The 23,245-nt window shown below is 64.9% G+C and carries 26 protein-coding genes; 8 read left to right on the top strand and 18 right to left on the bottom strand.

What is annotated here, in order from left to right; all coding sequences use genetic code 11:
• Nucleotides 1–2 precede the first annotated feature (2 nt).
• Nucleotides 3–1,127: an AAA family ATPase gene (locus D103_RS13455; RefSeq protein ID WP_038028597.1), complete on the top strand. Its 1,125-nt coding sequence runs from the start codon at nt 3–5 to the stop codon at nt 1,125–1,127.
• Nucleotides 1,128–1,258: 131 nt separating this feature from the next.
• Here D103_RS13455 and ureG read toward each other — a convergent pair whose 3' ends face one another.
• The 11 genes from ureG to speE all read right to left on the bottom strand — a co-directional run bounded on the left by ureG (nt 1,259) and on the right by speE (nt 8,684).
• On the bottom strand, nt 1,259–1,891 hold the full coding sequence (gene ureG / locus D103_RS0109215) for an urease accessory protein UreG (protein ID WP_018876586.1): 633 nt from the start codon (nt 1,889–1,891) through the stop codon (nt 1,259–1,261).
• A gap of 23 nt (nt 1,892–1,914) precedes the next feature.
• Entirely contained in the window at nt 1,915–2,631 is a 717-nt protein-coding gene (locus D103_RS0109210; RefSeq protein WP_026280330.1) for an urease accessory protein UreF, read from the bottom strand.
• Nucleotides 2,615–3,079, bottom strand: a complete 465-nt coding sequence (gene ureE, locus D103_RS0109205; protein ID WP_018876584.1) for an urease accessory protein UreE — start codon at nt 3,077–3,079, stop codon at nt 2,615–2,617. The genes D103_RS0109210 and ureE overlap by 17 nt, the downstream gene beginning before the upstream one ends.
• A gap of 8 nt (nt 3,080–3,087) precedes the next feature.
• Entirely contained in the window at nt 3,088–4,794 is a 1,707-nt protein-coding gene (ureC, locus tag D103_RS0109200; RefSeq protein ID WP_018876583.1) for an urease subunit alpha, read from the bottom strand.
• Nucleotides 4,791–5,111, bottom strand: coding sequence for an urease subunit beta (locus D103_RS0109195; protein ID WP_018876582.1), 321 nt, complete (start codon nt 5,109–5,111; stop codon nt 4,791–4,793). Before D103_RS0109195 ends, ureC begins: the two co-directional genes overlap by 4 nt.
• Before the next feature lie 14 nt (nt 5,112–5,125).
• The gene (locus D103_RS0109190) at nt 5,126–5,428 is read right to left on the bottom strand and encodes an urease subunit gamma (RefSeq protein ID WP_018876581.1); all 303 of its coding nucleotides are present in this window, start codon (nt 5,426–5,428) and stop codon (nt 5,126–5,128) included.
• A 15-nt stretch (nt 5,429–5,443) separates the two neighbouring features.
• Nucleotides 5,444–6,307 carry an urease accessory protein UreD gene (locus tag D103_RS0109185; protein WP_018876580.1) on the bottom strand — a complete coding sequence of 288 codons (864 nt, stop codon included), beginning with the start codon at nt 6,305–6,307 and terminating at the stop codon, nt 5,444–5,446.
• 4 nt (nt 6,308–6,311) lie between these two features.
• Nucleotides 6,312–6,896 (bottom strand): HupE/UreJ family protein, encoded by a 585-nt coding sequence (locus D103_RS0109180; RefSeq protein ID WP_018876579.1) that lies wholly within the window; start codon nt 6,894–6,896, stop codon nt 6,312–6,314.
• Between the two features lie 241 nt (nt 6,897–7,137).
• On the bottom strand, nt 7,138–7,422 hold the full coding sequence (locus D103_RS0109175; protein WP_026280328.1) for a type II toxin-antitoxin system RelE/ParE family toxin: 285 nt from the start codon (nt 7,420–7,422) through the stop codon (nt 7,138–7,140).
• Complete coding sequence (locus D103_RS0109170; protein WP_012981615.1) at nt 7,422–7,649, bottom strand: ParD-like family protein; 228 nt, start codon at nt 7,647–7,649, stop codon at nt 7,422–7,424. The genes D103_RS0109175 and D103_RS0109170 overlap by 1 nt, the downstream gene beginning before the upstream one ends.
• A 183-nt stretch (nt 7,650–7,832) precedes the next feature.
• Nucleotides 7,833–8,684 carry a polyamine aminopropyltransferase gene (speE, locus tag D103_RS0109165; protein ID WP_018876577.1) on the bottom strand — a complete coding sequence of 284 codons (852 nt, stop codon included), beginning with the start codon at nt 8,682–8,684 and terminating at the stop codon, nt 7,833–7,835.
• 314 nt (nt 8,685–8,998) lie between these two features.
• Here speE and speA point away from each other — a divergent pair, with 314 nt between their 5' ends.
• From speA to D103_RS0109120, 7 genes are all read left to right on the top strand, one after another.
• On the top strand, nt 8,999–10,903 hold the full coding sequence (gene speA, locus D103_RS0109160) for a biosynthetic arginine decarboxylase (RefSeq protein ID WP_018876576.1): 1,905 nt from the start codon (nt 8,999–9,001) through the stop codon (nt 10,901–10,903).
• A 4-nt stretch (nt 10,904–10,907) separates the two neighbouring features.
• Entirely contained in the window at nt 10,908–11,156 is a 249-nt protein-coding gene (locus tag D103_RS0109155; RefSeq protein WP_018876575.1) for a YcgL domain-containing protein, read from the top strand.
• A 311-nt stretch (nt 11,157–11,467) separates the two neighbouring features.
• Entirely contained in the window at nt 11,468–11,695 is a 228-nt protein-coding gene (locus D103_RS13450; protein ID WP_231366537.1) for an AbrB/MazE/SpoVT family DNA-binding domain-containing protein, read from the top strand.
• A complete protein-coding gene (locus D103_RS0109145; protein WP_018876574.1) occupies nt 11,689–12,015 on the top strand; it encodes a type II toxin-antitoxin system PemK/MazF family toxin in 327 nt (108 codons plus the stop codon). The genes D103_RS13450 and D103_RS0109145 overlap by 7 nt, the downstream gene beginning before the upstream one ends.
• Nucleotides 12,016–12,877: 862 nt before the next feature.
• Nucleotides 12,878–14,701, top strand: coding sequence for a translational GTPase TypA (gene typA, locus D103_RS0109130; protein ID WP_018876572.1), 1,824 nt, complete (start codon nt 12,878–12,880; stop codon nt 14,699–14,701).
• A 501-nt stretch (nt 14,702–15,202) separates the two neighbouring features.
• Nucleotides 15,203–15,439: a ribbon-helix-helix protein, CopG family gene (locus D103_RS0109125; RefSeq protein ID WP_018876571.1), complete on the top strand. Its 237-nt coding sequence runs from the start codon at nt 15,203–15,205 to the stop codon at nt 15,437–15,439.
• The gene (locus tag D103_RS0109120; protein WP_018876570.1) at nt 15,436–15,867 is read left to right on the top strand and encodes a putative toxin-antitoxin system toxin component, PIN family; all 432 of its coding nucleotides are present in this window, start codon (nt 15,436–15,438) and stop codon (nt 15,865–15,867) included. Before D103_RS0109125 ends, D103_RS0109120 begins: the two co-directional genes overlap by 4 nt.
• Nucleotides 15,868–16,064: 197 nt before the next feature.
• Here the strand turns inward: D103_RS0109120 and D103_RS0109115 are convergent, their stop codons facing one another.
• From D103_RS0109115 to D103_RS0109085, 7 genes are all read right to left on the bottom strand, one after another.
• Nucleotides 16,065–16,502, bottom strand: coding sequence for a type IV pilin protein (locus D103_RS0109115; protein ID WP_018876569.1), 438 nt, complete (start codon nt 16,500–16,502; stop codon nt 16,065–16,067).
• A 69-nt stretch (nt 16,503–16,571) separates the two neighbouring features.
• Complete coding sequence (locus tag D103_RS0109110; RefSeq protein WP_026280327.1) at nt 16,572–19,826, bottom strand: pilus assembly protein; 3,255 nt, start codon at nt 19,824–19,826, stop codon at nt 16,572–16,574.
• Nucleotides 19,827–19,857: 31 nt separating this feature from the next.
• On the bottom strand, nt 19,858–20,436 hold the full coding sequence (locus tag D103_RS0109105; protein WP_026280326.1) for a PilX N-terminal domain-containing pilus assembly protein: 579 nt from the start codon (nt 20,434–20,436) through the stop codon (nt 19,858–19,860).
• Nucleotides 20,433–21,467 (bottom strand): PilW family protein, encoded by a 1,035-nt coding sequence (locus D103_RS0109100; RefSeq protein ID WP_026280325.1) that lies wholly within the window; start codon nt 21,465–21,467, stop codon nt 20,433–20,435. Before D103_RS0109100 ends, D103_RS0109105 begins: the two co-directional genes overlap by 4 nt.
• Nucleotides 21,464–21,931 (bottom strand): type IV pilus modification protein PilV, encoded by a 468-nt coding sequence (gene pilV / locus D103_RS0109095; RefSeq protein ID WP_026280324.1) that lies wholly within the window; start codon nt 21,929–21,931, stop codon nt 21,464–21,466. Before pilV ends, D103_RS0109100 begins: the two co-directional genes overlap by 4 nt.
• Nucleotides 21,928–22,458: a GspH/FimT family pseudopilin gene (locus D103_RS0109090; RefSeq protein WP_018876564.1), complete on the bottom strand. Its 531-nt coding sequence runs from the start codon at nt 22,456–22,458 to the stop codon at nt 21,928–21,930. Before D103_RS0109090 ends, pilV begins: the two co-directional genes overlap by 4 nt.
• Before the next feature lie 164 nt (nt 22,459–22,622).
• Nucleotides 22,623–23,147, bottom strand: coding sequence for a GspH/FimT family pseudopilin (locus D103_RS0109085; RefSeq protein ID WP_018876563.1), 525 nt, complete (start codon nt 23,145–23,147; stop codon nt 22,623–22,625).
• Between the last annotated feature and the right edge of the window lie 98 nt (nt 23,148–23,245).

Raw genomic sequence — 23,245 nt, 5'->3', positions numbered from 1 at the left:
TAATGCCATTTATTAATGACCGTCTTGCGGATACCGAACGCCGACTGATGGAGACAGAGCGCCGGATCGATGCGGGAAGGGATCGCAGCGGCGCCTCCGTGGCCACAGGAGAGGGCGGCGGGATCGAAAGCCGCTATCGCTTCGACGTGGACGCGATCATGTCTGCGATTCGCCGGGAGATCCTGGGCCAGGACGATGCCGTCGCGGCTGTCGAACGCATGCTCCGGATCGTGCGGGCCGATATCTCCGACCCGCACCGGCCGTTGCATACCGCGTTGTTCCTGGGCCCGACAGGGGTCGGCAAGACCGAAATCGTGCGCGCGCTTGCGCGGGCTCTGCACGGTGATGCCGAGGCGTTCTGTCGGGTCGACATGAACACCCTTTCTCAGGAGCACTACGCGGCTGCTTTGACTGGGGCCCCACCGGGTTACGTAGGTAGCAGGGAGGGCACGACGCTGCTCGACCAGGAACTTATCGAGGGCAGCTTGCGCAAGCCCGGTATTGTCCTGTTCGACGAACTGGAGAAGGCCTCCGACGAGGTCGTGGAGGCGTTGCTCAACGTGTTCGACAACGGCCTTCTGACTACGGCGTCAGGGGAGCGTACCTACAGCTTCCGCAACACACTGGTGTTTATGACCAGCAACCTCGGCGCCCGCCGCCTGCAGCAGGACGCGGAACGGCGTCAGGGCTGGCTCGGGCGCTGGCGTTCGCGCGGCCCACAGCGGCAGCGCCAGTACCGGCTGGTTGAGCGCGAACTGCTGGGCCGCTTCGCGCCGGAGTTCGTCAACCGCATCGACAGTATCTCGGTGTTCCAGTGGCTGGATGGCGATACCCTGAACGAGCTGGTGGACCTCGAGTTGGCGCGCCTGAATCGACGTCTGGAGAAACACCGGGTGGAGCTGCGGCTGACCGAGGCGGTGCATCGCCAGGTGCGCGAGGCGGGATACGACCGCAAATTCGGGGCTCGGGCCATGCGTCGCGCCATGCGCCATGTCGTCGAGGCCCCGCTAGCGGAATATCTGCTGGTCACGCCCAATCCTGACTCAGAGCCACGGGTCCTGGAGGCGATGCCCGGTCGCGACACGGTCAGCTTCCGTCGCCTCGGACACGCGCCCGCCAACGCGTAGGAGGCGAGCCCTCTCGCCGATCGGGCATTGCCAACTCCTCGCCGCTTGGGGGGCTGCGTGATCTAACCCCCCATAGAGACTGCCTCGCAGGCGAAGCGGAGCTGTCTCGTTTGGGCGCTGCGGGGCGCGCCTCAGCCGGCGCGTGCCGGGCGCTCCAGCATCCCGCGTTCGACAATGAAATCGGCGACCGCCTCCAGGCCCTCCCCGGTCTTCAGGTTGGTGAACACGAACGGGCGATCCCCGCGCATGCGCCGGCTGTCGCGGTCCATCACCTCCAGCGAGGCGCCAACCCCGTCGGCCAGATCGATCTTGTTGATTACCAGAAGATCGGAGCGGGTCACGCCCGGCCCGCCCTTGCGCGGGATCTTGTCGCCGGCGCAGACGTCGATCACATAGATCGTCAGGTCCGACAGTTCCGGGCTGAAGGTCGCGGAAAGGTTGTCTCCGCCGCTCTCCACGAATACGACTTCCAGATCCGGGAAGCGCGCGCCCAGGTCGGCCAGCGCCGACAGGTTCATCGACGCATCCTCGCGGATCGCAGTGTGCGGGCAGCCGCCCGTTTCCACGCCGACGATGCGCGAAGCCTCCAGGGCATCGTGCCGGGTCAGGAACTCCGCGTCCTCGCGGGTGTAGATGTCGTTGGTGACTACGGCAATGCTGTAGGTGTCGCGCAGACGCTGGCACAGCGCCTGCAGCAGGGCGGTCTTGCCGGAGCCGACTGGCCCGCCGATGCCGACGCGCAGTACGCGGGGATTCAGTGACATGGGATTCTCCTGATGATGGGTTCCTAGCTGCGGAACAGGCGTGAATACTGGGTTTCGTGCAGTGCGCTGGCGATTGCGACACCCGGGGCGGTGCCGCCGATCCCGAAGTCCTCGCGGTCGAGCCCGGCACGAGCCGCTGCGCCGATCGTCGAGGCCAGTTGGTAGAGCAGCCGCTGACCGGCGGTCTGGCCCAGCGGGACCAGCTTGATGGCGGCCGCCACCTGGTTCTCGCACCAGGCCCAGAGGCAGGCCTCGGCGCCCTCCCCGATGGCGATATCCCAGCGCGCGAGCGCCAGCGCCAGCAGCGTGGCCCAGGTCGCCTCGGGATCGCGGGTCCAGGGCTCGGCTTCGGGCAGCTCCAGTTCGGTCAGCAGGCGCGCCAGCGCCTGACCCAGCTGGCGATCCTCGTCCCGCAGTTCGCGGGTCTCGCGACTGGCGCTCAGCCAGGCGCTCAGCCGGGCGACTGCGTCGAGGTCCTGGGTCTGCCATGCTTGGTGGAGGCGTTGCAGCATGGGGATGTCGACCCGACTCAGGGTGTGGTCGAGCTGGCCTTGCAGCCAGTCGGCGACCGCGGCCTCGTCTTGTACCCAGCCGGCCTCGATGGCCCATTCCAGTCCGCCGGAGTAGCTGTACGCACCGACCGGAAGCGCGGGGCTGAGGAGTTGCCAGAGCCGTCGCCGGGCCAGACCGGGGTCTGTCAGGCCCGGGTCCGTCAGGCCTAGATCAGTGCGAGTGGCCATGGCCGTGGCCACCGTGCGCATGGCCGTGCCCGTAGGCACCCGCCTCCGGCTCGAACGGGGCGTTTTCGAACATCGGATCGAGTCCGATGCCCCGCAGCATGTCGTCCAGCACGTGATCGTGCAGGTAACGCAGCAGGCCCGGGCCAATCTGCAGGGCTACATGCCGGTTGCCCAGGTGATAGGCGGCGCGGGACAGCAGCAGGGGATCCTCGCAATGCACGGTGCTGACCGGTTCCGGAGCGGCGCGCACCGCAACCCACTCGCCACTGTCCGCGCGCAGGGCACTGCCGTCGCGCAGCATGCCGCCGCGCTCCAGGAAGACCCCCACCTCGGTCCCATTGTCGAGCGTAGCGCGAAAGCGGCTTTTCACGCGTGTCTCGATCGGCAGGTTCAGGGTGCCGATCACGGGTGCGCCGGCGGTTTCTGCATGTTCGGTCAGGTGCAGCATGGCGGGCCTCAGAACAGGAAATAGCGTTGTGACAGGGGTAGTTCGGTGGCCGGCTCGCAGGTCAGGAGTTCGCCGTCCGCACGCACCTCGTAGGTCTCCGGGTCCACCTCCATCTCCGGCAGCCAGTCGTTCAGCAGCATGTCGCGCTTGCTGATCTCGCGGCAGCCGCTGACCGCGACCAGGCGCCGCTGCAGCCCGAGCCGATCGCCGATCCCGGCGTTGAGTGAAGCCTGCGAGACAAAGCTGACCGAGGTGCCGGAGCGGGCGCGCCCGAAGCTGCCGAACATCGGTCGGTAGTGCACCGGCTGCGGGGTCGGAATCGAGGCGTTCGGGTCGCCCATCGGGGCCGCGGCGATCATCCCGCCCTTCAGGATCAGTGCCGGCTTCACGCCGAAGAAGGCCGGATCCCACAGCACCAGGTCGGCCAGCTTGCCTGGCTCCACCGAGCCCACCTCGTGGGCGATGCCGTGCGCCCGCGCCGGGTTGATGGTGTATTTGGCGACATAGCGGCGGGCACGGAAGTTGTCGTGCGTGGCCGGGTCCTGGGGCAGGGCGCCGCGCTGCACCTTCATCTTGTGCGCGGTCTGCCAGGTGCGCAGGATCACCTCGCCCACCCGGCCCATGGCCTGCGAGTCCGATGCGATCACCGAGAACGCGCCGAGGTCGTGCAGGATGTCCTCCGCGGCAATGGTCTCGCGCCGGATACGGCTCTCGGCGAATGCCACGTCCTCGGGGATCTGCGGATCCAGGTGGTGGCACACCATCAGCATGTCCAGGTGTTCGTCGATGGTGTTGACCGTGAATGGCCGCGTGGGATTGGTACTGGAGGGCAGCACGTGCGGCTGACCGCAGGCCTTGATGATGTCCGGGGCGTGGCCGCCGCCGGCACCCTCGGTGTGATAGGTGTGGATAGTGCGTCCCTTGAACGCGGCCAGGGTGTCCTCGACAAAGCCGGATTCGTTCAGGGTGTCGGTGTGGATGCAGACCTGGACATCATGGGCGTCGGCGACTGACAGCGCGCAGTCGATGGTGGCCGGGGTGGTGCCCCAGTCCTCGTGCAGCTTCAGACCCAGTGCCCCGGCCTCGATCTGCGCATGCAGTCCTGCGGGCTGACTGGCATTGCCCTTGCCAAGAAAGCCCAGGTTCATCGCAAACGCCTCGGACGCCTGCAGCATGTGGTGGATGTGCCAGGGGCCGGGGGTGCAGGTGGTGGCATTGGTGCCGGTGGCCGGTCCGGTCCCGCCGCCGAGCATGGTGGTGATGCCCGAGCTCAGGGCCTCCTCGATCTGCTGCGGACAGATGAAGTGGATGTGGGTATCCACCCCGCCGGCTGTCAGGATGCGCCCCTCCCCGGCGATCACCTCGGTGCCGGGTCCGATCACGATGTCCACCCCGGGCTGGGTGTCCGGATTGCCGGCCTTGCCGACCGCCTGAATACGACCGTCCTTCAGGCCTACGTCGGCCTTCACCACCCCCCAGTGATCGAGGATCACGGCGTTGGTGATGACGGTGTCCGCGACCGAGGCATCGCAACGCTGGCTCTGGCCCATGCCGTCGCGGATCACCTTGCCGCCGCCGAACTTCACCTCGTCGCCGTACACGGTGCAGTCGCGTTCGACCTGGATCAGCAGTTCGGTATCGCCCAGTCGCAGCCGGTCACCAGTGGTCGGGCCGAACATCTCGGCATACGCGCGGTGTGTGAGGGTGTGGCTCATGTCGCAGCTCCGTCCAGTGGCCCGCTGACCCGGCCCTGGAAGCCGAATACCCGGCGCTCGCCCGTATAGGCCGCCAGCCGTACGGTCCGGCTCTGGCCGGGCTCGAAGCGCACGGCGGTGCCGGCCGGGATGTCCAGGCGAAAGCCGCGCGCCGCTGCGCGGTCAAAGTGCAGGGCGTTGTTGGTCTCGAAGAAGTGATAGTGGGAGCCGACCTGGATCGGCCGGTCACCACTGTTCGTCACCTCCAGGGTGAGGGTGTCGCGGTCGGCGTTCAGGGTGATGTCGCCGTCTGCGGGCAGCAGTTCGCCGGGGATCATGCTTGTTCCTTGTTCTAGCGGATCGGTTCGTGGACGGTGACCAGCTTCACGCCGTCCGGGAAGGTCGCCTCGACCTGGACCTCCGGGATCATCTCTGGCACACCGTCCAGCACGTCGTCACGGGTCAGGACCTCGCCGCCCAGGCTCATCAGCTCGGCCACCGAACGTCCGTCGCGCGCGCCTTCCAGCAACGTGGCCGAGATCAGCGCCATGGCCTCCGGGTAGTTGAGCTTCAGTCCGCGCGCCTGACGCCGTTCAGCCAGCAGGGCGGCGGTAAACAGGAGCAGCTTGTCCTTTTCGCGTGGGGTCAGTTCCATGGTTCTCTCGATGATTCAGGTGGTCCAGATCCGGGGGTCGCAGGGCGCGCGCCCGATCACCGGCTCGCGCAGGAAGCGCCAGGCGCGCTGCAGCAGCATGCGTATGGCCTCTGCCCCGGGGCCCAGGCAGCGCAGCACCAGCACGTCCCCGATTCGCGAGACGCCGACGCGCAGGCTCTCCAGGGTGCCGAGGTGGTCGCGCAGGGCCTGCTCGATCCCATCCGGCGCCGGGGTCGCGACCAGGTTGCCGAGGACCGGATGTCCGTCCAGGCCCCAGGGGCGGGTCAGCAGCGGGTCGCCATGCTCCAGGTTCAGGCGGTCGTGCAGCAGCGGTGCGCCGTCGCGTTCGATCCACAGATCCTGGAGGCAGGCACCCCCCGCGTAGTGGTCGCCGTGTCCCGGGCGGCCCAGGCACAGCACATCCCAGGTGCACAGGCGGGCACTGCGTGCCAGATGGAAGCGGTTATGCAGCCGGACCCGGGACTGTCCGTGCAGGATGGTCTCCATCGGCAGGAATTCCAGGCTCGCCCCGGGGCCCACCGTGAACCCCTGTTCCTGGCGGGCGCTGGCCTGGCGGGTACGGTAGAACTTCGCGGCTGCCGGGGTCGTCAGCAGGGCCTGGCTGTCGGGCGCCAGGGTCACCTCCATCTGCAGTCGGTCGCCACCCGCCACGCCTCCGGGCGGGTGGATCACATAGCTGTGGCAGACCGGCCCCTCCGGGTGAAAGCTGCGTTGCACCAGCAACGGCCCCTGGTGCCGCCGGCGCGCCAGGATGGTGCGGCCGCCACGCGGGGCGTACCCCAGTTCCAGGCGTCCGAGCCAGCCGCTATCCGGCGCGGCCTGGTGTGCGCCGGTCAGATCGACGGGGGCGATGTCCACCCGGTCACACCACGATCAGAAGGTACACGCTGGCCACGACCAGGACGCCGCCAGCGGCCCGGCGGGTCGGGCGTTCCAGCGCCGCACCGCGCGTCAGTACCGCAAGCCCGGCACCGGCGGCGAGAAGTATGCTGCTGGCCACCAGGAAACCGCTCAGAAACGCGACCGCCGACAAGCCGGCCGCCATCTCGGCGCCATGCGCAAACCCGTGCAGCACGGCAAACCCGGCCGCGATGGCCGCGGTGAACGCGACCGGCAGGCGGGCGCCGAAGAACACCAGCAGTCCGGTCAGTAGTACCGAGGCCACGATCCCGAACTCGATCACCGGCAGCGGGCCCTGCGCGAGTCCAAGGGCAAACCCGCCCGCCAGTGCCGCCAGCACCGCGGCCCCGGCCGCCAGGCTGCCGCGGGCAAGGCCGGAGCGCGCGGCCCAGAAGCCGATGCCGAGCAGCACCAGCAGATGGTCCAGACCCGACAGCGGGTGCAGGAAACCGGCACCCAGCCCGGCGTGGTCGTGGCCGGGATGGGCCAAGGCAATCGAGGGGGTAAAAAACAGGATCAATAACGCAATCCAGCGGCCATACATCATGGGGCTCCTTGTTCAGGGACTGGCAGAACGCAATAACAGCGAGGCTTGTATCAAGCCGGAGCAGGATCCGTGCCATCAGGTGGGACAGCGGTTTGCGGGGCTGGGGCCGGATGGAGGCAGTGCGGGTGGATCCGTGGATGCCTCAGCATGGTGCGCCAGGCCTGCGTGGGCGCACAAAGACAGGGCGGCCGCCCCATGCTGGAGCATCGGGCGGATTGGGGCGCGCGGACTGCGGGCTGACTTATGGCCCGCATTTCAGATCCCGGTAGAAGTTCTCGTGTGTGCCCAGCAGGAGCAGGTGGCGCGTGCGGGGATCGTACTCATAGGCGAGCAGCATCAGTTGCCCGCGTGACTTGAACTTGTAAACCATGACCCCCGCCAGATCCCCTTTCTCGCTGGTGCCCAGCTCGGGGTCGCGGATGATCTCGGCGACTGCATCGTCCACGTCGGCCTTCTGGGCGGGGTGCAGGCGCTTGTAAGCCCGTCGGAATTGGGTGCTTTGCAGCACCTCCACGCCTGTAGTCATCAGTCGCGCTGGCCCTCGGGAGTAAATGGCGTGGCCAGCTCCCGGCCCTCGGCCCGCGCGATCAGGAGTTCACAGATGAAGTCGATGGGCAGGTCGGGGTTGTCCATGGCGGTACGCCCGACCTCGGCCCAGAACTCGATCTGGCCGGCGATGGTTCGGTGCTCGGCCTTCGCGTGGGCGCGAGCCTGCTGGTAGAGCGTTTCATCAATGCGGACGGGCAAACTCATCGCCTGCTCCTTTTGCTACAAATGTAGCAATGGTGGCGCGCGTCCGAATTGCCAGCAAGCAAACGCCCGGATGGGTACATTCTGCATGCGCTCAATGCACCCTGCGGCGTTTGTGGTGCCCGTCATCGCGAGGCGCGCAGCGCCGTGACGATCTCTGTAGGTGGCCCCGGCGCTGGCGCGCGATCAGGCGAACAGCTTGCGACGGAAGAACTCCGGGGTGGCACCAGCGGCGCGGTGGATCGCGGCGTTGTAGTAGTGCGTGATAAACGGCAGCTCTTCGGCGGCCTCTTCGCGCAGGAAGGACACCGGGCAGTCCTTCGCGGCGATGGTGCAGGTCCACCAGCCGGAGGGGTAGGTGGCCTGGGGGAAGTGCAGGGTCAGGGCGTCGATGAAGTTCGCCGCGCGCAGGCTGTCGTGCATCGGGCGGATGATGCTGTCGGTGTGCAGTAGCGGCGATTCGCTTTGCTGCACCAGCAGGCCGTCCGGGCCCAGGGCCTTCACGCAGTCCTTGTAGAACGCGGTGGAGAACAGGCCCTCGGCCGGGCCGACCGGATCGGTGGAGTCGACAATGATCACGTCGATGGAGCCGGGGGCGGCGTCCTTCAGGTACTGCACGCCGTCGTCGAACAGCAGTTCGGCGCGCGGGTCGTTGTTGGCGTCGCACAGCTCCGGGAAGTACTGCTCGGACAGGCGGGTGACGCGCTCGTCGATATCCACCTGTACGGCGTGCTCGACTTCGTCGTGCTTGAGCACCTCGCGCAGGGTGCCGCAATCGCCGCCGCCGATGATGACCACGTTCTTCGGGGCGCTGTGCGAGTACAGCACCGGGTGCGACATCATCTCGTGGTAGATAAAGTTGTCGCGGCCGGTGAGCATCACGCAGTCGTCGATCACCATCAGGTTGCCGAAGGCCTCGGTCTCGTAGATCTCGATCTTCTGGTACGGGGTCTGTTCCTCGTGCAGCTTCTGTTTGATGCGCAGGGACAGCGCCATGTCTTCGTGCGGTTCGCTGAACCAGTTGTTGTCGAGTGCCATTGGGCGGCTCCCCTTGCCGGTGCGGTGGACGGTATGATGCGCCGCTATGATAGTGCCCTGTATCCTGCGGGCAACTCTGTTCTTCTCGTCATTGCGAGGAGCCGTAGGCGACGACGTACAAAAGCAGCGAAGCTGCGTTGAACGGCCGCCGGCCGGCCCGAAGGGCGAGCGTAGCGAGTAATCTCCTGAACGAGGGCAGTGCGCTTGGTTGCCCTGATCGCCCCTGGTGTTCGGGTGGAGATGAAGGCGATTGCCACGTCGCTTCGCTCCTCGCAATGACGGGGCTTTCCTAGCTTTTGAAATCCGGGAACACCATGACCGTCACGCCCTGGAATCTGGATGAGGCCCGCACTACCTACGGGATCGACCACTGGAACGGTGGCTTCTTCGAGGTGAACGCCGCGGGCAACGTGGCGATGCGCCGCGCGGACTGGCCGGAGCACCCCGGCGTGGATCTGTACGAGCTGGCGGGCCGCCTGCGCGAGGAGCATGTGGGTCCGCCGGTGCTGGTGCGGTTCCAGGATGTGCTGGACGGGCGCGTACGCCGCCTGGCGCGGGCCTTCGATACCGCCGCGCGCGAGCTGGAGTACGAAGGCGCGTTCACCGCGATCTACCCGATCAAGGTCAACCAGCAGCGCAGCGTGGTGGACCAGATCCTGGCGGCCGGCGATCAGCCGGATGCCGAGGGACTGACCCCGCGTGTGGGACTGGAGGCCGGCAGCAAGCCGGAGCTGATGGCCGTGCTGGCGCAGTCGCGCCCGGGTGCGGCGATCATCTGCAACGGTTACAAGGACCGCGAATACGTGCGCCTGGCGCTGATCGGGAGGCAACTCGGGCACCGCGTGTACATCGTGATCGAGAAGCCCTCCGAGCTGGAGGAGGTGATCCGCCAGGCCGAGGCCATGCAGGTCGAGCCGCTGCTGGGCCTGCGCGTGCGCCTGGCCTCGATCGGCAAGGGCAAGTGGCAGAACACCGGCGGCGAGAAGGCCAAGTTCGGCCTGTCCGCGGCGGACGTGCTGGGCATCCTCGAGCGCCTGCGCGGCCTTGGCTGGCTGGACCGGCTGCAACTGCTGCACTTCCACATGGGCTCGCAGATCGCGAACATCCGCGACATCCAGAACGGCATGGGCGAGGCAGCCAGCTATTTCGCCGCGCTGACCGAGGCCGGTGCGGCCCTGCGGGTGGTGGATGTCGGCGGCGGGCTGGGGATCGACTACGAGGGCTCGCGTTCGCGCAACGAGTGCTCCATCAACTATTCGGTGGAGGAGTACGCGCTGAACATCCTGCGCCCGCTCAAGCGCATCTGCGAGGAGCAGGGTCTGGTCATGCCGGAGGTGTTCAGCGAGTCGGGCCGCGCCCTGACCGCACACCACGCAGTGCTGATCACCAACGTGATCGATTGCGAGCCGGCTCCGGGGGATGGCGATGTCCCGCCCGCGGAGGATGGCGAGCTGCCCGAGATCGCCGCCATGCGCGCCTTGCTGGAGGACGGCGAGCGCCCGGCCTCCGAGATCTATCACGATGCCGCCTATGGCCTGGCCGAGGTGCAGGCGCGCTTTGCCCGCGGGATGCTGTCGCTGGCCGACCGTGCCCGCGCCGAGGCAATCTACTTCGCCCTGTGCCAGCGCCTGCTGGCGCGACCGGAGGCCCTGCCGGCAGAGATCCACGCGGAACTGACCGACAAGCTGGCGGACAAGGTGTTCTGCAACTTCTCCGTGTTCCAGTCGATCCCGGACACCTGGGCGATCAACCAGATCTTCCCGATCATGCCGCTGCACCGGCTGGACGAGCGGCCGACCCGGCGCGCGGTATTGCAGGACCTGACCTGCGACTCCGATGGCCACATCGAGCACTACGTGGAGCGCGAGGGCACGCACACCACGCTTGCCCTGCACCCGTGGAACGACCGCGAGCCGTACTATCTCGGCATCTTCCTGGTCGGCGCTTACCAGGAGATCCTGGGCGATCTGCACAACCTGTTCGGGGACACCGACACCGTGAACGTGGAACTGCTGCCCGAGGGTGGCTACCGTCTGGTGGACCCGGAGCGTGGCGATACCGTCGACGAGCTGCTCTCCTATGTGCACTTTGCCCCGGATGACCTGCGCCGCACCTTCCGCGCCAAGATCGACGCCGCCGGCCTGCGTGGCGAGGCTGCCGGGCGGCTGCTGGCCGAGCTGGAACAGGGCCTGACCGGCTACACCTATCTCGAGGACTGAACCCATGCAGTGCTACGTCTACCGCGCAACCCGTCGCGCCGACACCTATGTCTACTTCCCGGAGAAGGACGATTTCTCCGACCTGCCCGAAGGCGTGATGCGCGCCCTCGGCACCCTGGAGTTCGCACTGGAGTTCGATCTGACACCCGAGCGCACCCTGGCTCAGGAAGATCCACAAAAGGTCCTCGCTAACCTCAAGGAGCAGGGCTTCCATCTCCAGTTCCCGCCCCCGGAAGACGAGTCCGGGTCCTGACCCTCCGCGCGGCCATCCGCACATGGCGCCGCCAAACTCCCAGAACCAGCGCCCTCTCGGTCATCCCGGAAACCGCGCAGCGGTTATCCGGGATCTCATGCGGTGGGGGCTGCCCGGGCTTCGGGTGCTGTCCAGCCTCGGTCATCCCGGCTCTTCGCTGCGCTGCGGCCGGGATGACCGGGGCGGGGTGGCTGCAGGCGGGGTGCGTTGAGCCAGCAGCGGATGGCGAGCTTCAATCTGGCCTCCACGGCGCCCATGGTGATACATTGTTATAACTTCGGCCGGTTTGTGGGGAGGCCATGAAAACAACTTTGCGACAGATCGGAAACTCCCGCGGCGTTCTGTTACCTGCGACACTGTTGCGCCAATGCGGGATCCGCGACGAGATCGACCTGCGGCTCGAGGGTCACCGGATCGTGATCGAACCGATTACCGAGCCGCGCGCCGGCTGGTTCGACCACTACGACATCGATCAGGACGATGCACCCGAATGGTCCGACGCGCCCTGGGCCGAGGATGCCGAGGAGTGGGAATGGTAGGGCGTCGCGCACCGGTTCGCCGCGGCGACGTCTACTGGGTCAACCTGGACCCTACCGTTGGAACGGAGATCCGCAAGACCCGTCCTGCATTGATTGTCTCCCCCGACGACATGAACGCAGCCTTGCCACGGGTTCTGGTGGCCCCGATCACCAGCAAGGGGCAGCCCCTTGGATGCCGGCCGGAGGTCGAGCTCGCGGGCCGCCCGGCCCGTATTCTTCTGGACCAGATCCGCAGTGTGGACAAGCGGCGTCTGGGGTCCACGCTTGGCTCGATCGAACACGCAAGCTGGCATCCGCAACTCCTGGAAATGTTCGTCTGACGTTTGTGAGCTGCCATCTGACCAGGCCCTGGGTCGTGCGCGTAGAACAGGACGTTGGTATAGACGAAGACCTTATCGCTCATGCAGCGCGTCCCGATCCGGGCGTTCGCCGCCGAAGTGGCAGCCCTTGTCCAGAGCGGGCAGCGCCGCGCGCTTGGAACGCTCATACCGTTCGGATCGTTCCACGATGTGCTCCAGTTCCTCCGTCAGCAGCCGGCTGACCTAAGGAGACGCTGATTGAATCGCACGTCCGCGTTGGTGCCCCCTGTTTTCCGAGGCAAGGCGCGTCGTGCAGCGGGTAGTGGTTCTACCCGCAAGCGGCGCAACGCAGGATCGCGGAACAGGGGGCACCAACCCCACAAGCCATTGAGAGCAGGGGCTCGGCCGCTTTTGCGTGGGAACGGCGTTGCGGCTCCTTTGTGCAGAATGACTGCACGGCAGTCACCGCGCATTAAACGCACGCAAAAGCGACTCGAGCGCGGACGTGCGATTCAATCAGCGTCTCCCTAAGTCGAACGACGGGCTGCGATGACCTTCAGTTCGGTCAGTACCTGCTTGTCGAGGGACAGGGTAATGTTCTGTTTCATGCTGAATCCTCATGGCTCACGTAAAAATGCGTAGCACGAAAACTACGTGCATTCAACGGAGGCCAGTGTGCTGTCAGCGATCAGGTCGGGGGGTGCCGTACTGGCTTGGCCACAGGGCTCAGGTGGCCGGTAGTTCCGGGGCGGAATCGCTTTGGCTGGGGGCCGCGGGGAGGCGCGAGGGCGGAGCCTGCGCATAAAACGCGGGAGTCGCAGCGCGGTCACGCATAAGTCTGTATAGTGTCCGCCCTTTTGCCAGTATCCAGAGTTTGTATTCCATGACCGAGAAGCTTCGCAACATCGCCATCATCGCCCACGTTGATCATGGCAAGACCACGCTGGTCGACCAGCTCCTGCGCCAGTCCGGCACCCTCGACAAGCGTGGCGATCACGGCGAGCGGATCATGGACTCCAACGCCATCGAGAAGGAACGCGGGATCACCATCCTGGCCAAGAACACGGCCATCGAATGGCAGGACTACCGCATCAACATCGTGGACACCCCCGGACACGCCGACTTCGGTGGCGAGGTCGAGCGCGTGCTGTCGATGGTCGACTCGGTGCTGCTGCTGGTGGACGCGGTGGATGGCCCGATGCCGCAGACCCGCTTCGTGACGCAGAAGGCCTTCGCGATGGGCTTCAAGCCGATCGTCGTGGTCAACAAGGTCGACCGCCCCGGCGCGCGCCCCGACTGGGCCGTGGATCAGGTGTTCGATCTGTTCGACCGCCTTGGTGCCACCGACGAGCAGCTCGACTTCCCCATTGTGTTCGCCTCCGCGCTGAACGGCTTTGCCGGGCTGGACTCCAGTGTCACCGAGGGCGACATGACCTGCCTGCTGGAGACCATCGTCAAGCATGTCGCGCCGCCGAACGTGGACGCGGATGGCCCGTTCCAGATGCAGGTCTCCTCGCTGGACTACAACTCCTACCAGGGCCTGATCGGCATCGGCCGCGTGAAGCGTGGGCGCATCAAGCCGAACACCCCGGTCAAGGTGGTGGACCGCGAAGGCGGCGTGCGCAACGGCCGCATGCTGCAGATCATGGGCTTCCACGGCCTGGAACGGGTGGAGGTTCAGGAGGCCCGGGCGGGCGACATCATCACCTTCACCGGGATGGACAAGCTGTTTATCTCCGACACCCTGTGCGATCCGAACCACGTGGAGGCGATGGAGCCGCTGACCGTCGACGAGCCGACCGTCAGCATGACCTTCCAGGTGAATACTTCGCCGTTCGCCGGGCGCGAGGGCAAGTACGTCACCTCGCGCGTGCTGCGCGACCGCCTGCAGGAAGAACTCAAGCACAACGTCGCCCTGCGCGTGGAAGAGGGCGAGGACCCGGACAAGTTCAAGGTCTCCGGCCGTGGCGAACTGCACCTGGGCATCCTGATCGAGAACATGCGTCGCGAGGGCTACGAGCTGGCCGTCGCGCGCCCCGAGGTGGTCATCAAGGAAGTCGACGGCGTGAAGCAGGAGCCGTACGAGTCGGTCACCGTGGACGTCGAGGAGCAGCACCAGGGCACGGTCATGGAGAAACTCGGCGAGCGCCGAGGCGAGATGACCAACATGGTTCCGGACGGCAAGGGCCGCGTGCGCCTGGACTTCATCGTGCCGTCGCGCGGCCTGATCGGCTTCCAGACCGAGTTCATGACCGCCACTTCCGGTACCGGCATCCTGCACCATATCTTCGACCACTACGGCCCGTATCAGTCCGGGGCGGTGGCCTCGCGCCAGAATGGCGTGCTGATCGCCAACGCCGCCGGCAAGGCCCTGGGCTTTGCCCTGTTCAACCTGCAGGACCGTGGCAAGCTGTTCATCGGCCCCGGTGAAGAAGTCTACGAAGGCATGGTGATCGGCCTGCACTCGCGCGAGAACGACCTGGTCGTCAACGCGCTCAAGGCCAAGCAGCTGACCAACATCCGTGCTGCCGGGACCGACGAGAACATCCAGCTGACCCCGCCGATCCGCATGACGCTGGAGCAGGCCATCGAGTTCATCGACGACGACGAACTCGTCGAGGTGACCCCGGAAAACCTGCGCATCCGCAAGAAGTTCCTGCTCGAGCACGAACGCAAGAAGGCCTCCCGCGCCGCCGCAACCGCCTGAAGCTAGACCCAAGGCGGAACCAAAAAGCGCCCGGCCGGATCGCATCCGCCGGGCGCTTTTTTTACGTCCTGCCCTCTGCCGCCATCCCCGAGCCCGCGCAACGGTTATCCGGGTTCCCCTGCGCCGGGGATTGCGCGGATCCCGGGGTATGTCCAGCGCCGGAGATCCCGGCTCATCGCTGCGCTGCAGCCGGGAGGACGGTGCGGCGTCTGGAAGCAGATGGGCGTCCCTTCCGTTGCCCGCCAGCTGTAGGAGGCGAGCCCTCTCGCCGATCAGGTGCGTCCAGCGCCCCATCGCCCAGAGGGCCGGGCTCCTGCGGGAGACGAGGGCTGCAGCGGCATGTGACCAGGAGGGCTGTTCGAGGAGACGGGTGTCCTCTTTCTTCCAGTTATCCGGGGTCTCCTCCGGCTGGATCGTGCTGCACGAGGTGATCTGGCCTCCGCTCTCATCCGGTGCTATGGTGTTTTGGTGTGCACGATTAAGCCCGTCAGGAGTGCTTCGATGAGCCGATTAACCATCACCCTGGACGACCAGCTGCATCAGGCCCTGAAAGAGGCGGCGGCGCGGCAGCACCGTTCCATCGCCTCGATTATCGAGGAGAGCCTGGTCTATCGCGGGATTCGTACCCGTAGCGAAGCGCGCAACTTAGTGGTCTCGGCTCGGAAGCGCGCAGCGCTAAGCGAAGAAGATGCCATGGCTCTAGCGCTGGAGGAGACTCGTTCCGAGCGCGGCCGATGAAGCCGTGGACGCTGGTGGTTGACACCAACGTCGTGGTGGCGGGGCTTCTGTCCAGTGCGCCACGCTCACCCGTATGCCGTGTCCTGGACGGGATGCTGGCGGGACATTTCCCTTTCCTGACTTCGCCTGCCCTGATATCCGAATATCGCAGGGTTCTCTTGCGGCCGTCGCTGGTTCGGCTGCATGGCCTTTCGGACTCGCATATCGATGACTTGGTGACCGAACTGGTCGCCAATGCGATCTGGCGTGAGCCGAGCCCCTCATCAATTTCGGCTCCGGATGCCGGAGATTCTCACCTGTGGGATCTGCTGGCTTGTCACCCGCGCAGCATCCTGGTGACGGGCGACAAGCTGCTGGTCCAACAGCCATTTGCGCCGGGGCGTGTCGTCACGCCCGAGGCGGGCCTTCAGCTGTTTGAAACGAGCTGATTAGGTGCGCGGGCGCGGTTGTCTGGGGCGCGAGCGGAGTTTGTTATTTTGGGTTCGTGATCTCGGATCCCCGGGCCACGCGATTCTAAACGGCGTCATCCTGGAAACAGTGGCGGGCCAGCCTCTCACGGAGTTTCAGGCAAAAGGCAAGGTTTGACCCCGAGGCTCCGCTAGGTTTGACCCCGAGGCTCCGCTCGTTACCAGCAACCGGCGACATCGCCGGTCCCAGTGACGCCACGTTCGCCGGCGTGATTCAGCTCCAGGGTGCCGCAGCGGGTGTCGCGTGTGGCCTGCACGCCCTGAGGGACGGCGGTCAGGTCGAAGCTGCTGCGCGACACGTTGTTCACGTTGAACTCGTAGAGATCATCCATCCGTCCTTCCGAGGCGCATCCCAAATCGGGGTCGGCGTTCTCGTAGGTGAGGTTGCTGGTGTGATAGCGCTCCATGAACTGGGCATGCTCAGTCAGGCAGGCCGTGGCGGCCGCGCGGTTCGAGGTGGTCACGTGGTTCTGGTAGGCCGGCCAAGCGATGGCCGCCAGAATGGCAATAATGGCGACCACGATCATGACTTCGATGAGGGTGAACCCCCGGTGCAGCCCGGGGGTGTGACCTGCTTTCCGCGTGCGTTGGTTCATGGTGTCATCCTGTTGGTTGCGTGGAGCATTCCTGTTGCGGGCGGAGCGCCACGCGCCCCGTCCGACGAGCTATTGCATGATGATCTCGCGCCAGGACATCCGTCCGGTATCGGTCCCCACGGTCTGTGTGCGGATGGATTCGATCTGGCCATCCTCGGTGCTGACCTGCATGGAATCACCCACGAAGGTCGGCTGAGTCGGGCTGCTGACCGTGCCGATGGCCGATACGGGGACCAGCTCGCCGTTCACTTCCATCATGTCGGCATCGGTAAATTCACCATCGCCATCCACATCGAAGAACGTAAACGGCAAGCGGGCACCGGTAAACGGGTTGATCGCGTAGATGAAGCCGCGGCCGGTGGGTTCGCAGGGGTCGCTACCGTCGGGGATGCGCGTTTGCCCCACCAGCACGTTCGCCCGGAACTGATTGGGGGTCACCATGCGTTCGCCTTCGGGGTTGCTGTTGGCGACCAGGTCGATGTACCAGCCGCGACGCTGTTCTCCAGTGGTGGCGTCTTCGAAGTCTGAGGCCGAACCCTCCTCGATAGTCCTCACTTCGCGTCCGCTGACTGTGGTTTGTGCTTCGATCTGGCGTTCTACCAGATCATCGCGGTCGTCGATTGTGGAGCCGTCGTCGATCAGGCCATACCAGGTTTGCACGCTGGTGTCGTCTAGATCGCTCTCGCCCAGATAGCGGCCGGTCCCCACGAACACCCAGGTGCGGCCGGTTTGCGGATCAATGCCGACCAGCGGGGCGGCGGTGATGGGTTGGCGGTTGTCACTGGCATCGCGGGCAACGAACAGCAGTTCCCGACTGTTGTTGTCCAGATCAAACCGCCAGACGTTGCCTTCCATGTCGCCGGCGTAAACGGTGTCGGTGAAGCCGTCGCCTTCGGCATCCCATGCCGCGATGCCGGCAAGCGCGTTGGAGCCACCGGTTTCCGCCAGGATGGTGGTGATGTCGCCATCCTCGATGCCGACCGATATCAGTCGGGCGCCTCCGTCGGAAGCGTTTGCCCCGTTGCCCATCAGGACGCGCCAATCACCATCGGCTACCTGCGCGATGATCGGCTTGCCGAGGTTTTGTCCCAGCTCTCCATCGAAGGCTTCTCCATCAAGTTCCCACAGGATCTCGACATCGTTGGGATCCGTTACATCGAGCGCGAACATCCCCGGGCCGCCACGTCCCAGGGTGCCCACGAGCACCGTGCGCCAGTCGCCCTGACCGGTACCGTAGTGAACGTCTGCGACAGTTAGTTCGCCATCTACGAAGTACTGGTGTTCGTACGCCGGGTCGGAGAGGGAAGCGAGGTCCTCATTTACGAGCATCCGCGGGATGAACGCGAAGAGTTCTTCCCCGGTGTCTGCGTGGAAGCCGTGGAGCATGCCGTCGTTGCCACCGATGTAGACCACCGGGGTGCGGTCGATATTGTCTTCCGCGAACTCCTGATAGTCATCCGCGCCGGAGAAGCCTGCACCGAGAAAACGCGTTAGTGGTGGTGCGCCGACAAATACTGGTTGCGAGTTGATCAGTGACCCAAGGACCGCCTCGCGATCGCGGAAGTCACCACCGTTTTGTTGTTCATTAGACTGGTCGCCTCGGAGATAATTCAGGATTTCCTCCGACCCCACGTCACTGGCGAAGTCCCCACCCTCGAAGGCCGCCAGGCTGAAGCTGGTATTCACGCCTTGTGTCTGAATCACCGTAGACAGAATGTTCCGGTTTTGCGCCTCAGGCAGCATGTCTGAGGCCGACCATACGGGGTTCTCGGATGCAATTCCGGTATCCGGGTTCAGGTCAAAGGCGCGCAGGTCGCCGGCCCAGGTGCCGCTGATGTACTGCGCCTGATAGATGCGGGAATCCGTTTCCAGTTCGGAGGAGTTCGCGGCCACCGACGAGCTCGCGCCCACGCGCTCGGTTGCGCGGCGAACGGATTCTCGGATGCCCTCCACAAACTCTTCTGGGCTTTGCGTGGCATAGAATTGCCCGCGGCTGTTGACGGCGGCATGGGCCAGATCGGTGATCGTGGTTGCTGTACCCGAGACCGGGGTGGGCCAGCCATCCTCGGGGAATTCGTCATTTTCATCGAGTATGGACGCGAAAATCCGGTCGACGTCCCAGCCGGCAGGCAACCCTGTCGGCTCTACCCCCAGGCCGAGGCCGATGGTGACCATGTGTTGCCAGAAAGCCGGGTTTTCTCGGTTGGTCGGAACGTTGTTGGTCAGGTCAGGCCTAAGGTCGCGCTTCCAGAAGTGCATCGCAATGTCGGCCAGCGTGTCGGCGTCATCAGCTGCGAAGGGAGGCCCGGGTTCGTACTGGAACGAACGCCCGGATGGGCCGGTGATCTCGTCTCCCCCCTCACTATCTACGTTTCCAAGCCCAGAGAAATTTCCATTCCAGAACCCATCCGTGTTTAGGATGGTGTACGACTGCCGGCAGGATACGCCATCGTCCCAGGCATTCTCTTCGTAGTATTCGCCCGCTTCATAAAGTGCGCGGCGTAAGGGGGTGAAGCCCGAAGCAGTTGTATCAAAGATCCACTGATAGAAATCCTGGCGGTGCGTGCCGCCGAACTGGGTCAAGTCTTCCTCCACGGATGGGCTCTGGTTGATTCTCCCCCATCCGAGCTGGATATCCTGCCCGATCTCTGTCGTGCCATCTGACGCTAGGCCAAATTCCGAAAAGGCGATCGTCATGCTGGCCTTGGAGGACATGAGTCGTGTCCGGTAATAGCTGTACCAGTTGGCGAAATTCGTCCGTTCGTCCGCGCCGCCGGGTCCGGATGTGGCGCTTACCTGAACTTTGCTGTAGCAGGCATCATCATTCACGTTGCCGCAGCTGGGAGCGTATTCGAAGTAGTAGGCGGGCTCCTCGGGGCCTGCATAGGCTTGGGCAGTCCAAGAGTAGTACCAGGTAGGCCGGAAGTCGGCACTTAAATCCACCGTACTGTTATCACGGTTTTCGGCATACCCATTCGTCCATGCGGCGGTGAAGTCGGCATCACCCAGGGATTCTCCGTCGGCATCAACCGGCGGCTGATACGTGTACTCAGGGTCGTAATACTGGGCATTGAATGTGGAAGACTTGGCGCGGTCCGTGGTACGGGCACCGAATATCCCATCCGGAATGAAAGACCATTGCATGGACCCAGAATCATCCAGGATAAACAGGATGTTCGGGGGAATCGCCGGAGCGACGATCAATGGTTGTTGTGCGACGTCGACATTCGCCTGAGCGGTAGTGCCCCAGGCGAAGGTCGCAATGGCCAGGGCCAAGGCCAAGAGGGCTTTTGTCTTGATGGTCGAGCGATGGATAGGTTTCATGATGTTGGCTCCGGGGCGGTTGGCCCGAGATCTAGTTCGCGACCTTGATGGTGCTCTGCAGGACCACATAGGAGCGATCTTCGTCCACGTTCGGTGCGCGGTTGCGCGCCGTTACGCGGAAGAAGTTGGCGATGGCGGTGCCATCGGTCGCGCCATACTGTTGGGCGCCAGCGCTGCGGTCCTGTCCGAGGTCGCTCTCGCCCGAACCGACCCCGAGAAACTGGATGTAATATTGAGCGGTGGTCTCCGTCAGGGCGGTGTTGACGGTGAAATCTCCATCGACGGTTTGCCAGACTCCGCCGGTGCCCGTGGGCACAACGTCGCAGAGTTCTCCGGGGCGACAGTCTTCGTGTGTCAGGAACTGCAGGTTCGGGTCGTTCCGGATGGCGTCCTCACCTGCACGGAGGGCGGCCTCGGCCGCCTGGAAGGCCAGGCTGCGATCGTACTGGTTGCCGCTCATTCGCTCCTGGAGGGTGACGCCTTGCATGCCGGCGACACCCACCAGTGTGATGATCACCAGCAAAACCAGGGTGACCACCAATGCCACGCCGCGTTGCTGGTGCCGAGCATGCAGCCTCCTGAGGGGGTGCAGACTTGTGTGGTCGTTCATGGCAGGCGGTTCCTGAGGGCAATTACGTGGGTCAGGTCGCGCGACAGGCGGCCATCGTCCTGGTTGAGATTGGTGGTGATCCGATCGGAGGCGCTCAGGAAGCTCAGGGTGAGCTCAAGGGCGTCGACCTGTTCCCAGGCCGTGGCATTGAGGGCGCTGGGGGCATCCCAGCCGCTCATGCCGGACCGGTGCGCGCGGATCGTCATGTCGCTGACACCTGCGACAACTTCCTCGCGGACGACATTTCCCTGGTTCACGCGCGCGCGATAAAGGGAGAATCCACCTTCTGCATCGCGACCGTTATGGCCGATGTACCAGGTGACGGATTTGAAATAGGCGACGGTGGCGTTGGTGTCATAGATGTAGGGTGTACCGGGGTTCTGACAAACCGTGGGATAGCCCTGGCCAGTCGAGCAGTTGCCCGGGTTGCCGGCCCCCGAATTGGCGACGACCGTGGTGTTTTGCGACTGGTAGTTGGTTACCTGGAAGATTGTGGCCTGGTTGGGGTCGCATACCATCAGGATGTCCCCGGCTTCGAACTCGTCGGTCGGGAGATTCAGGAACAGGTTGGCGGACTGCGCCGCTGACTGTCGCTCGGCGAGGCCTACGCCAAGACCGTCCGTACCCTGGATATGAACCGCGTGGGTACCCTGAACGCGATCGCCGGGGGCGGTGCCGAACGGCGCCATGCCGGTGGCTTCGCCACCTTCATAGGCCCGGATGCCCGCCCAGGTGGCCCATTCGTCGGTGCCTGCATTGTTAAGGACGTTGGCGACTCGCGTGGAATCTCCACAGGCGTTGCCAGCGGCCTGGCGGATCTCCCGACCAAGAATTTCGAATGATGTGCGGGCACTTTCCTGTATCTGCGAAAGGCCCTCATTGATCCGGTAGGTCTGCTGGTTGGACAGGAATACGCCGATGGTCGCGCCGACCACGAGCAGGCCCAGTACCATCGCGATCATGAGTTCTACCAAGGTGAAGCCTTGGGGTGCCCGGAACGGTATCCGTCTTGGACTGGGGTGCTTGTTCATATGCGGACCTCGATCGTCAGCGTCTGCAGTTCGTCGTCATCCGCGGTCTGTGTGGCGCGTGCCTGGTTCCAGCGGGTGGAGATGGTGCAGCGTTCGTCCTGGCAGTTGATCGACCCGGTCGCTTCTTCGCCCAGCAGGGTCTGGAGGTTTTGGCGCCAGGAGCTGACCGCCGTCGCCGCAAAGCTGGTACCTGTGGGGGCGTCATCGTCGATGCCGATCTCGAACGACGAGAGGGGCTGGCCCGCCGGGTTAGCTCGAAGCGCATCGGCAATCGAGTAGCTTTCCATCACCGCGACGCTGCGCTGGAAGGCCGTCTCGTTGTTGGCAAGGGCGCGGGTTTGCAGCGCGGCCAGACCCAGCAGACCGATGGAGAGCACAAGCACCGCGATCAGTATTTCAATGAGGCCGACCCCCCGAATGTGTGCGGGATTCAGCCGATGGCTGCGGTTAGCGGTCGAACTCATGAACAGTCCCCCGACTGGCGGGCGATGGAGATGCGGCTGCCGGCGCCAAGATTGATGCATCGAGTGTTCTCCGATGGACCGGTGCTGGACTGAACCTGGATGAAGCGATCCTGAATCAGGTTGTCACCGGAGTAGGTCAGGCCGTCACCGCGGATCAGCACTTCGTCGGAAGCCAGGTTCGAGGTGGTTGTGAAACGGTCCCCGAAATCCTCGACCGTCCCGCGACGGATGACTTCGGTCCCGCCGGAGGTGTCGGTGAACACCGCCCAGTTGGTCCATTCTCCGGAGCTCCCGGCACACTGGGTGGCAGTTTCGCTGCTGGTGCGGCAGAAGCGAACGCTGCGGTTGCGTTTGATGGCCTCGGAACGCGCGACGCTGACACCGGTGACCAGTTCGTTTGCCTGCGTAGTCAGGCCATTACTGATACGAAGATTCATGAAGTTGGGCACCGCGATTGCCATCAGGATGGCGGCCACGGCGATGGTGATCATCAGTTCGACGAGCGTGAATCCGTGGGGTCGGGTCATTGGGCGTCAGCCGTTCGGGGTTTCCGTGACTCTAGTGATAAGCACGGGGCGGTGGTACTGCAAGGCCCGATCAGTTTAGTGGTCGAATCGCGGCCACGAGCGGTGTCCTCCGCCGTGGCGTCGCCGCCATACTCAACCGGAAGTCCGCCGGGTGGAGCCCGGCCTCAGGTGCAGTCGGTAGTGGCGACTCGGGGGCGGCCGGCGCTACTGATGACGATGGCTCGGCCTTCGTCTCCGCTGGAGCATATCGAGACGGTGCCCATCAGAAGGGCACCCGACAGGCGTTCGGACTGGCCGAGGGCGTTGTAGGAGATGTGCTGGCTGACGGGCTGATTGCCGGACACGGTGACATCCGCTCCGGTCCAGGCATTGCCCACGCGCTGGATATGGTCCGGCGCGGTTGGCTGGTCGGTTCGGCCTGGATTGGCGAAGAGGATCCAGCCGGCGTCCCAGGGGGTGCCTGTGCAGGTGGCGCCATCCGTGGAGGTGCACAGCGTGACCAGGCCGCCGCGGCGGATGGCCTCGCTGCGGGTCATGTGCAGGGTGGTCAGGAACTGGTTGGTTGTGGTGGTGAGCCGGGTCTGTTCGACGAGGTTGCCGAAGGCGGGTGCCCCGAGACCGAGCAGGATCGAGGCCACCAGCAGGGTGACCATCAGCTCCACCAGCGTGAAGCCACGCGAGCAGGGCATGTTCGACTCCTCCCTGAGTCCAAACAAGGGGTGGAGCGTAAAATGCCTGTTTAACCGGTGCAAGCGGCACTGCGCGAGGGCGAACCTCGGGCGTTGGC

It is taken from the genome of Thioalkalivibrio sp. ALE31 (assembly GCF_000377405.1).
In the GTDB taxonomy this organism is placed as follows: domain Bacteria; phylum Pseudomonadota; class Gammaproteobacteria; order Ectothiorhodospirales; family Ectothiorhodospiraceae; genus Thioalkalivibrio.
This window is presented reverse-complemented; position numbering and strand designations above follow the sequence as displayed.

Coding starts and splice junctions, on each gene's coding strand:
- D103_RS0109090 (WP_018876564.1), bottom strand. CDS start 22,458: ATGACCCGACCCCACGGATTCACGCTCGTCGAACTGATGATCACCATC.
- D103_RS0109210 (WP_026280330.1), bottom strand. CDS start 2,631: ATGGCCACTCGCACTGATCTAGGCCTGACGGACCCGGGCCTGACAGAC.
- D103_RS0109125 (WP_018876571.1), top strand. CDS start 15,203: ATGAGCCGATTAACCATCACCCTGGACGACCAGCTGCATCAGGCCCTG.
- D103_RS0109145 (WP_018876574.1), top strand. CDS start 11,689: ATGGTAGGGCGTCGCGCACCGGTTCGCCGCGGCGACGTCTACTGGGTC.
- ureC (WP_018876583.1), bottom strand. CDS start 4,794: ATGAGCCACACCCTCACACACCGCGCGTATGCCGAGATGTTCGGCCCG.
- ureG (WP_018876586.1), bottom strand. CDS start 1,891: ATGTCACTGAATCCCCGCGTACTGCGCGTCGGCATCGGCGGGCCAGTC.
- speE (WP_018876577.1), bottom strand. CDS start 8,684: ATGGCACTCGACAACAACTGGTTCAGCGAACCGCACGAAGACATGGCG.
- pilV (WP_026280324.1), bottom strand. CDS start 21,931: ATGAGTTCGACCGCTAACCGCAGCCATCGGCTGAATCCCGCACACATT.
- D103_RS0109100 (WP_026280325.1), bottom strand. CDS start 21,467: ATGAACAAGCACCCCAGTCCAAGACGGATACCGTTCCGGGCACCCCAA.
- D103_RS0109195 (WP_018876582.1), bottom strand. CDS start 5,111: ATGATCCCCGGCGAACTGCTGCCCGCAGACGGCGACATCACCCTGAAC.
- D103_RS0109110 (WP_026280327.1), bottom strand. CDS start 19,826: ATGAAACCTATCCATCGCTCGACCATCAAGACAAAAGCCCTCTTGGCC.
- D103_RS0109190 (WP_018876581.1), bottom strand. CDS start 5,428: ATGGAACTGACCCCACGCGAAAAGGACAAGCTGCTCCTGTTTACCGCC.
- speA (WP_018876576.1), top strand. CDS start 8,999: ATGACCGTCACGCCCTGGAATCTGGATGAGGCCCGCACTACCTACGGG.
- ureE (WP_018876584.1), bottom strand. CDS start 3,079: ATGCTGCACCTGACCGAACATGCAGAAACCGCCGGCGCACCCGTGATC.
- D103_RS0109180 (WP_018876579.1), bottom strand. CDS start 6,896: ATGATGTATGGCCGCTGGATTGCGTTATTGATCCTGTTTTTTACCCCC.
- D103_RS0109120 (WP_018876570.1), top strand. CDS start 15,436: ATGAAGCCGTGGACGCTGGTGGTTGACACCAACGTCGTGGTGGCGGGG.
- D103_RS0109105 (WP_026280326.1), bottom strand. CDS start 20,436: ATGAACGACCACACAAGTCTGCACCCCCTCAGGAGGCTGCATGCTCGG.
- D103_RS0109175 (WP_026280328.1), bottom strand. CDS start 7,422: ATGACTACAGGCGTGGAGGTGCTGCAAAGCACCCAATTCCGACGGGCT.
- D103_RS13455 (WP_038028597.1), top strand. CDS start 3: ATGCCATTTATTAATGACCGTCTTGCGGATACCGAACGCCGACTGATG.
- typA (WP_018876572.1), top strand. CDS start 12,878: ATGACCGAGAAGCTTCGCAACATCGCCATCATCGCCCACGTTGATCAT.
- D103_RS0109170 (WP_012981615.1), bottom strand. CDS start 7,649: ATGAGTTTGCCCGTCCGCATTGATGAAACGCTCTACCAGCAGGCTCGC.
- D103_RS0109115 (WP_018876569.1), bottom strand. CDS start 16,502: ATGAACCAACGCACGCGGAAAGCAGGTCACACCCCCGGGCTGCACCGG.
- D103_RS0109085 (WP_018876563.1), bottom strand. CDS start 23,147: ATGCCCTGCTCGCGTGGCTTCACGCTGGTGGAGCTGATGGTCACCCTG.
- D103_RS0109155 (WP_018876575.1), top strand. CDS start 10,908: ATGCAGTGCTACGTCTACCGCGCAACCCGTCGCGCCGACACCTATGTC.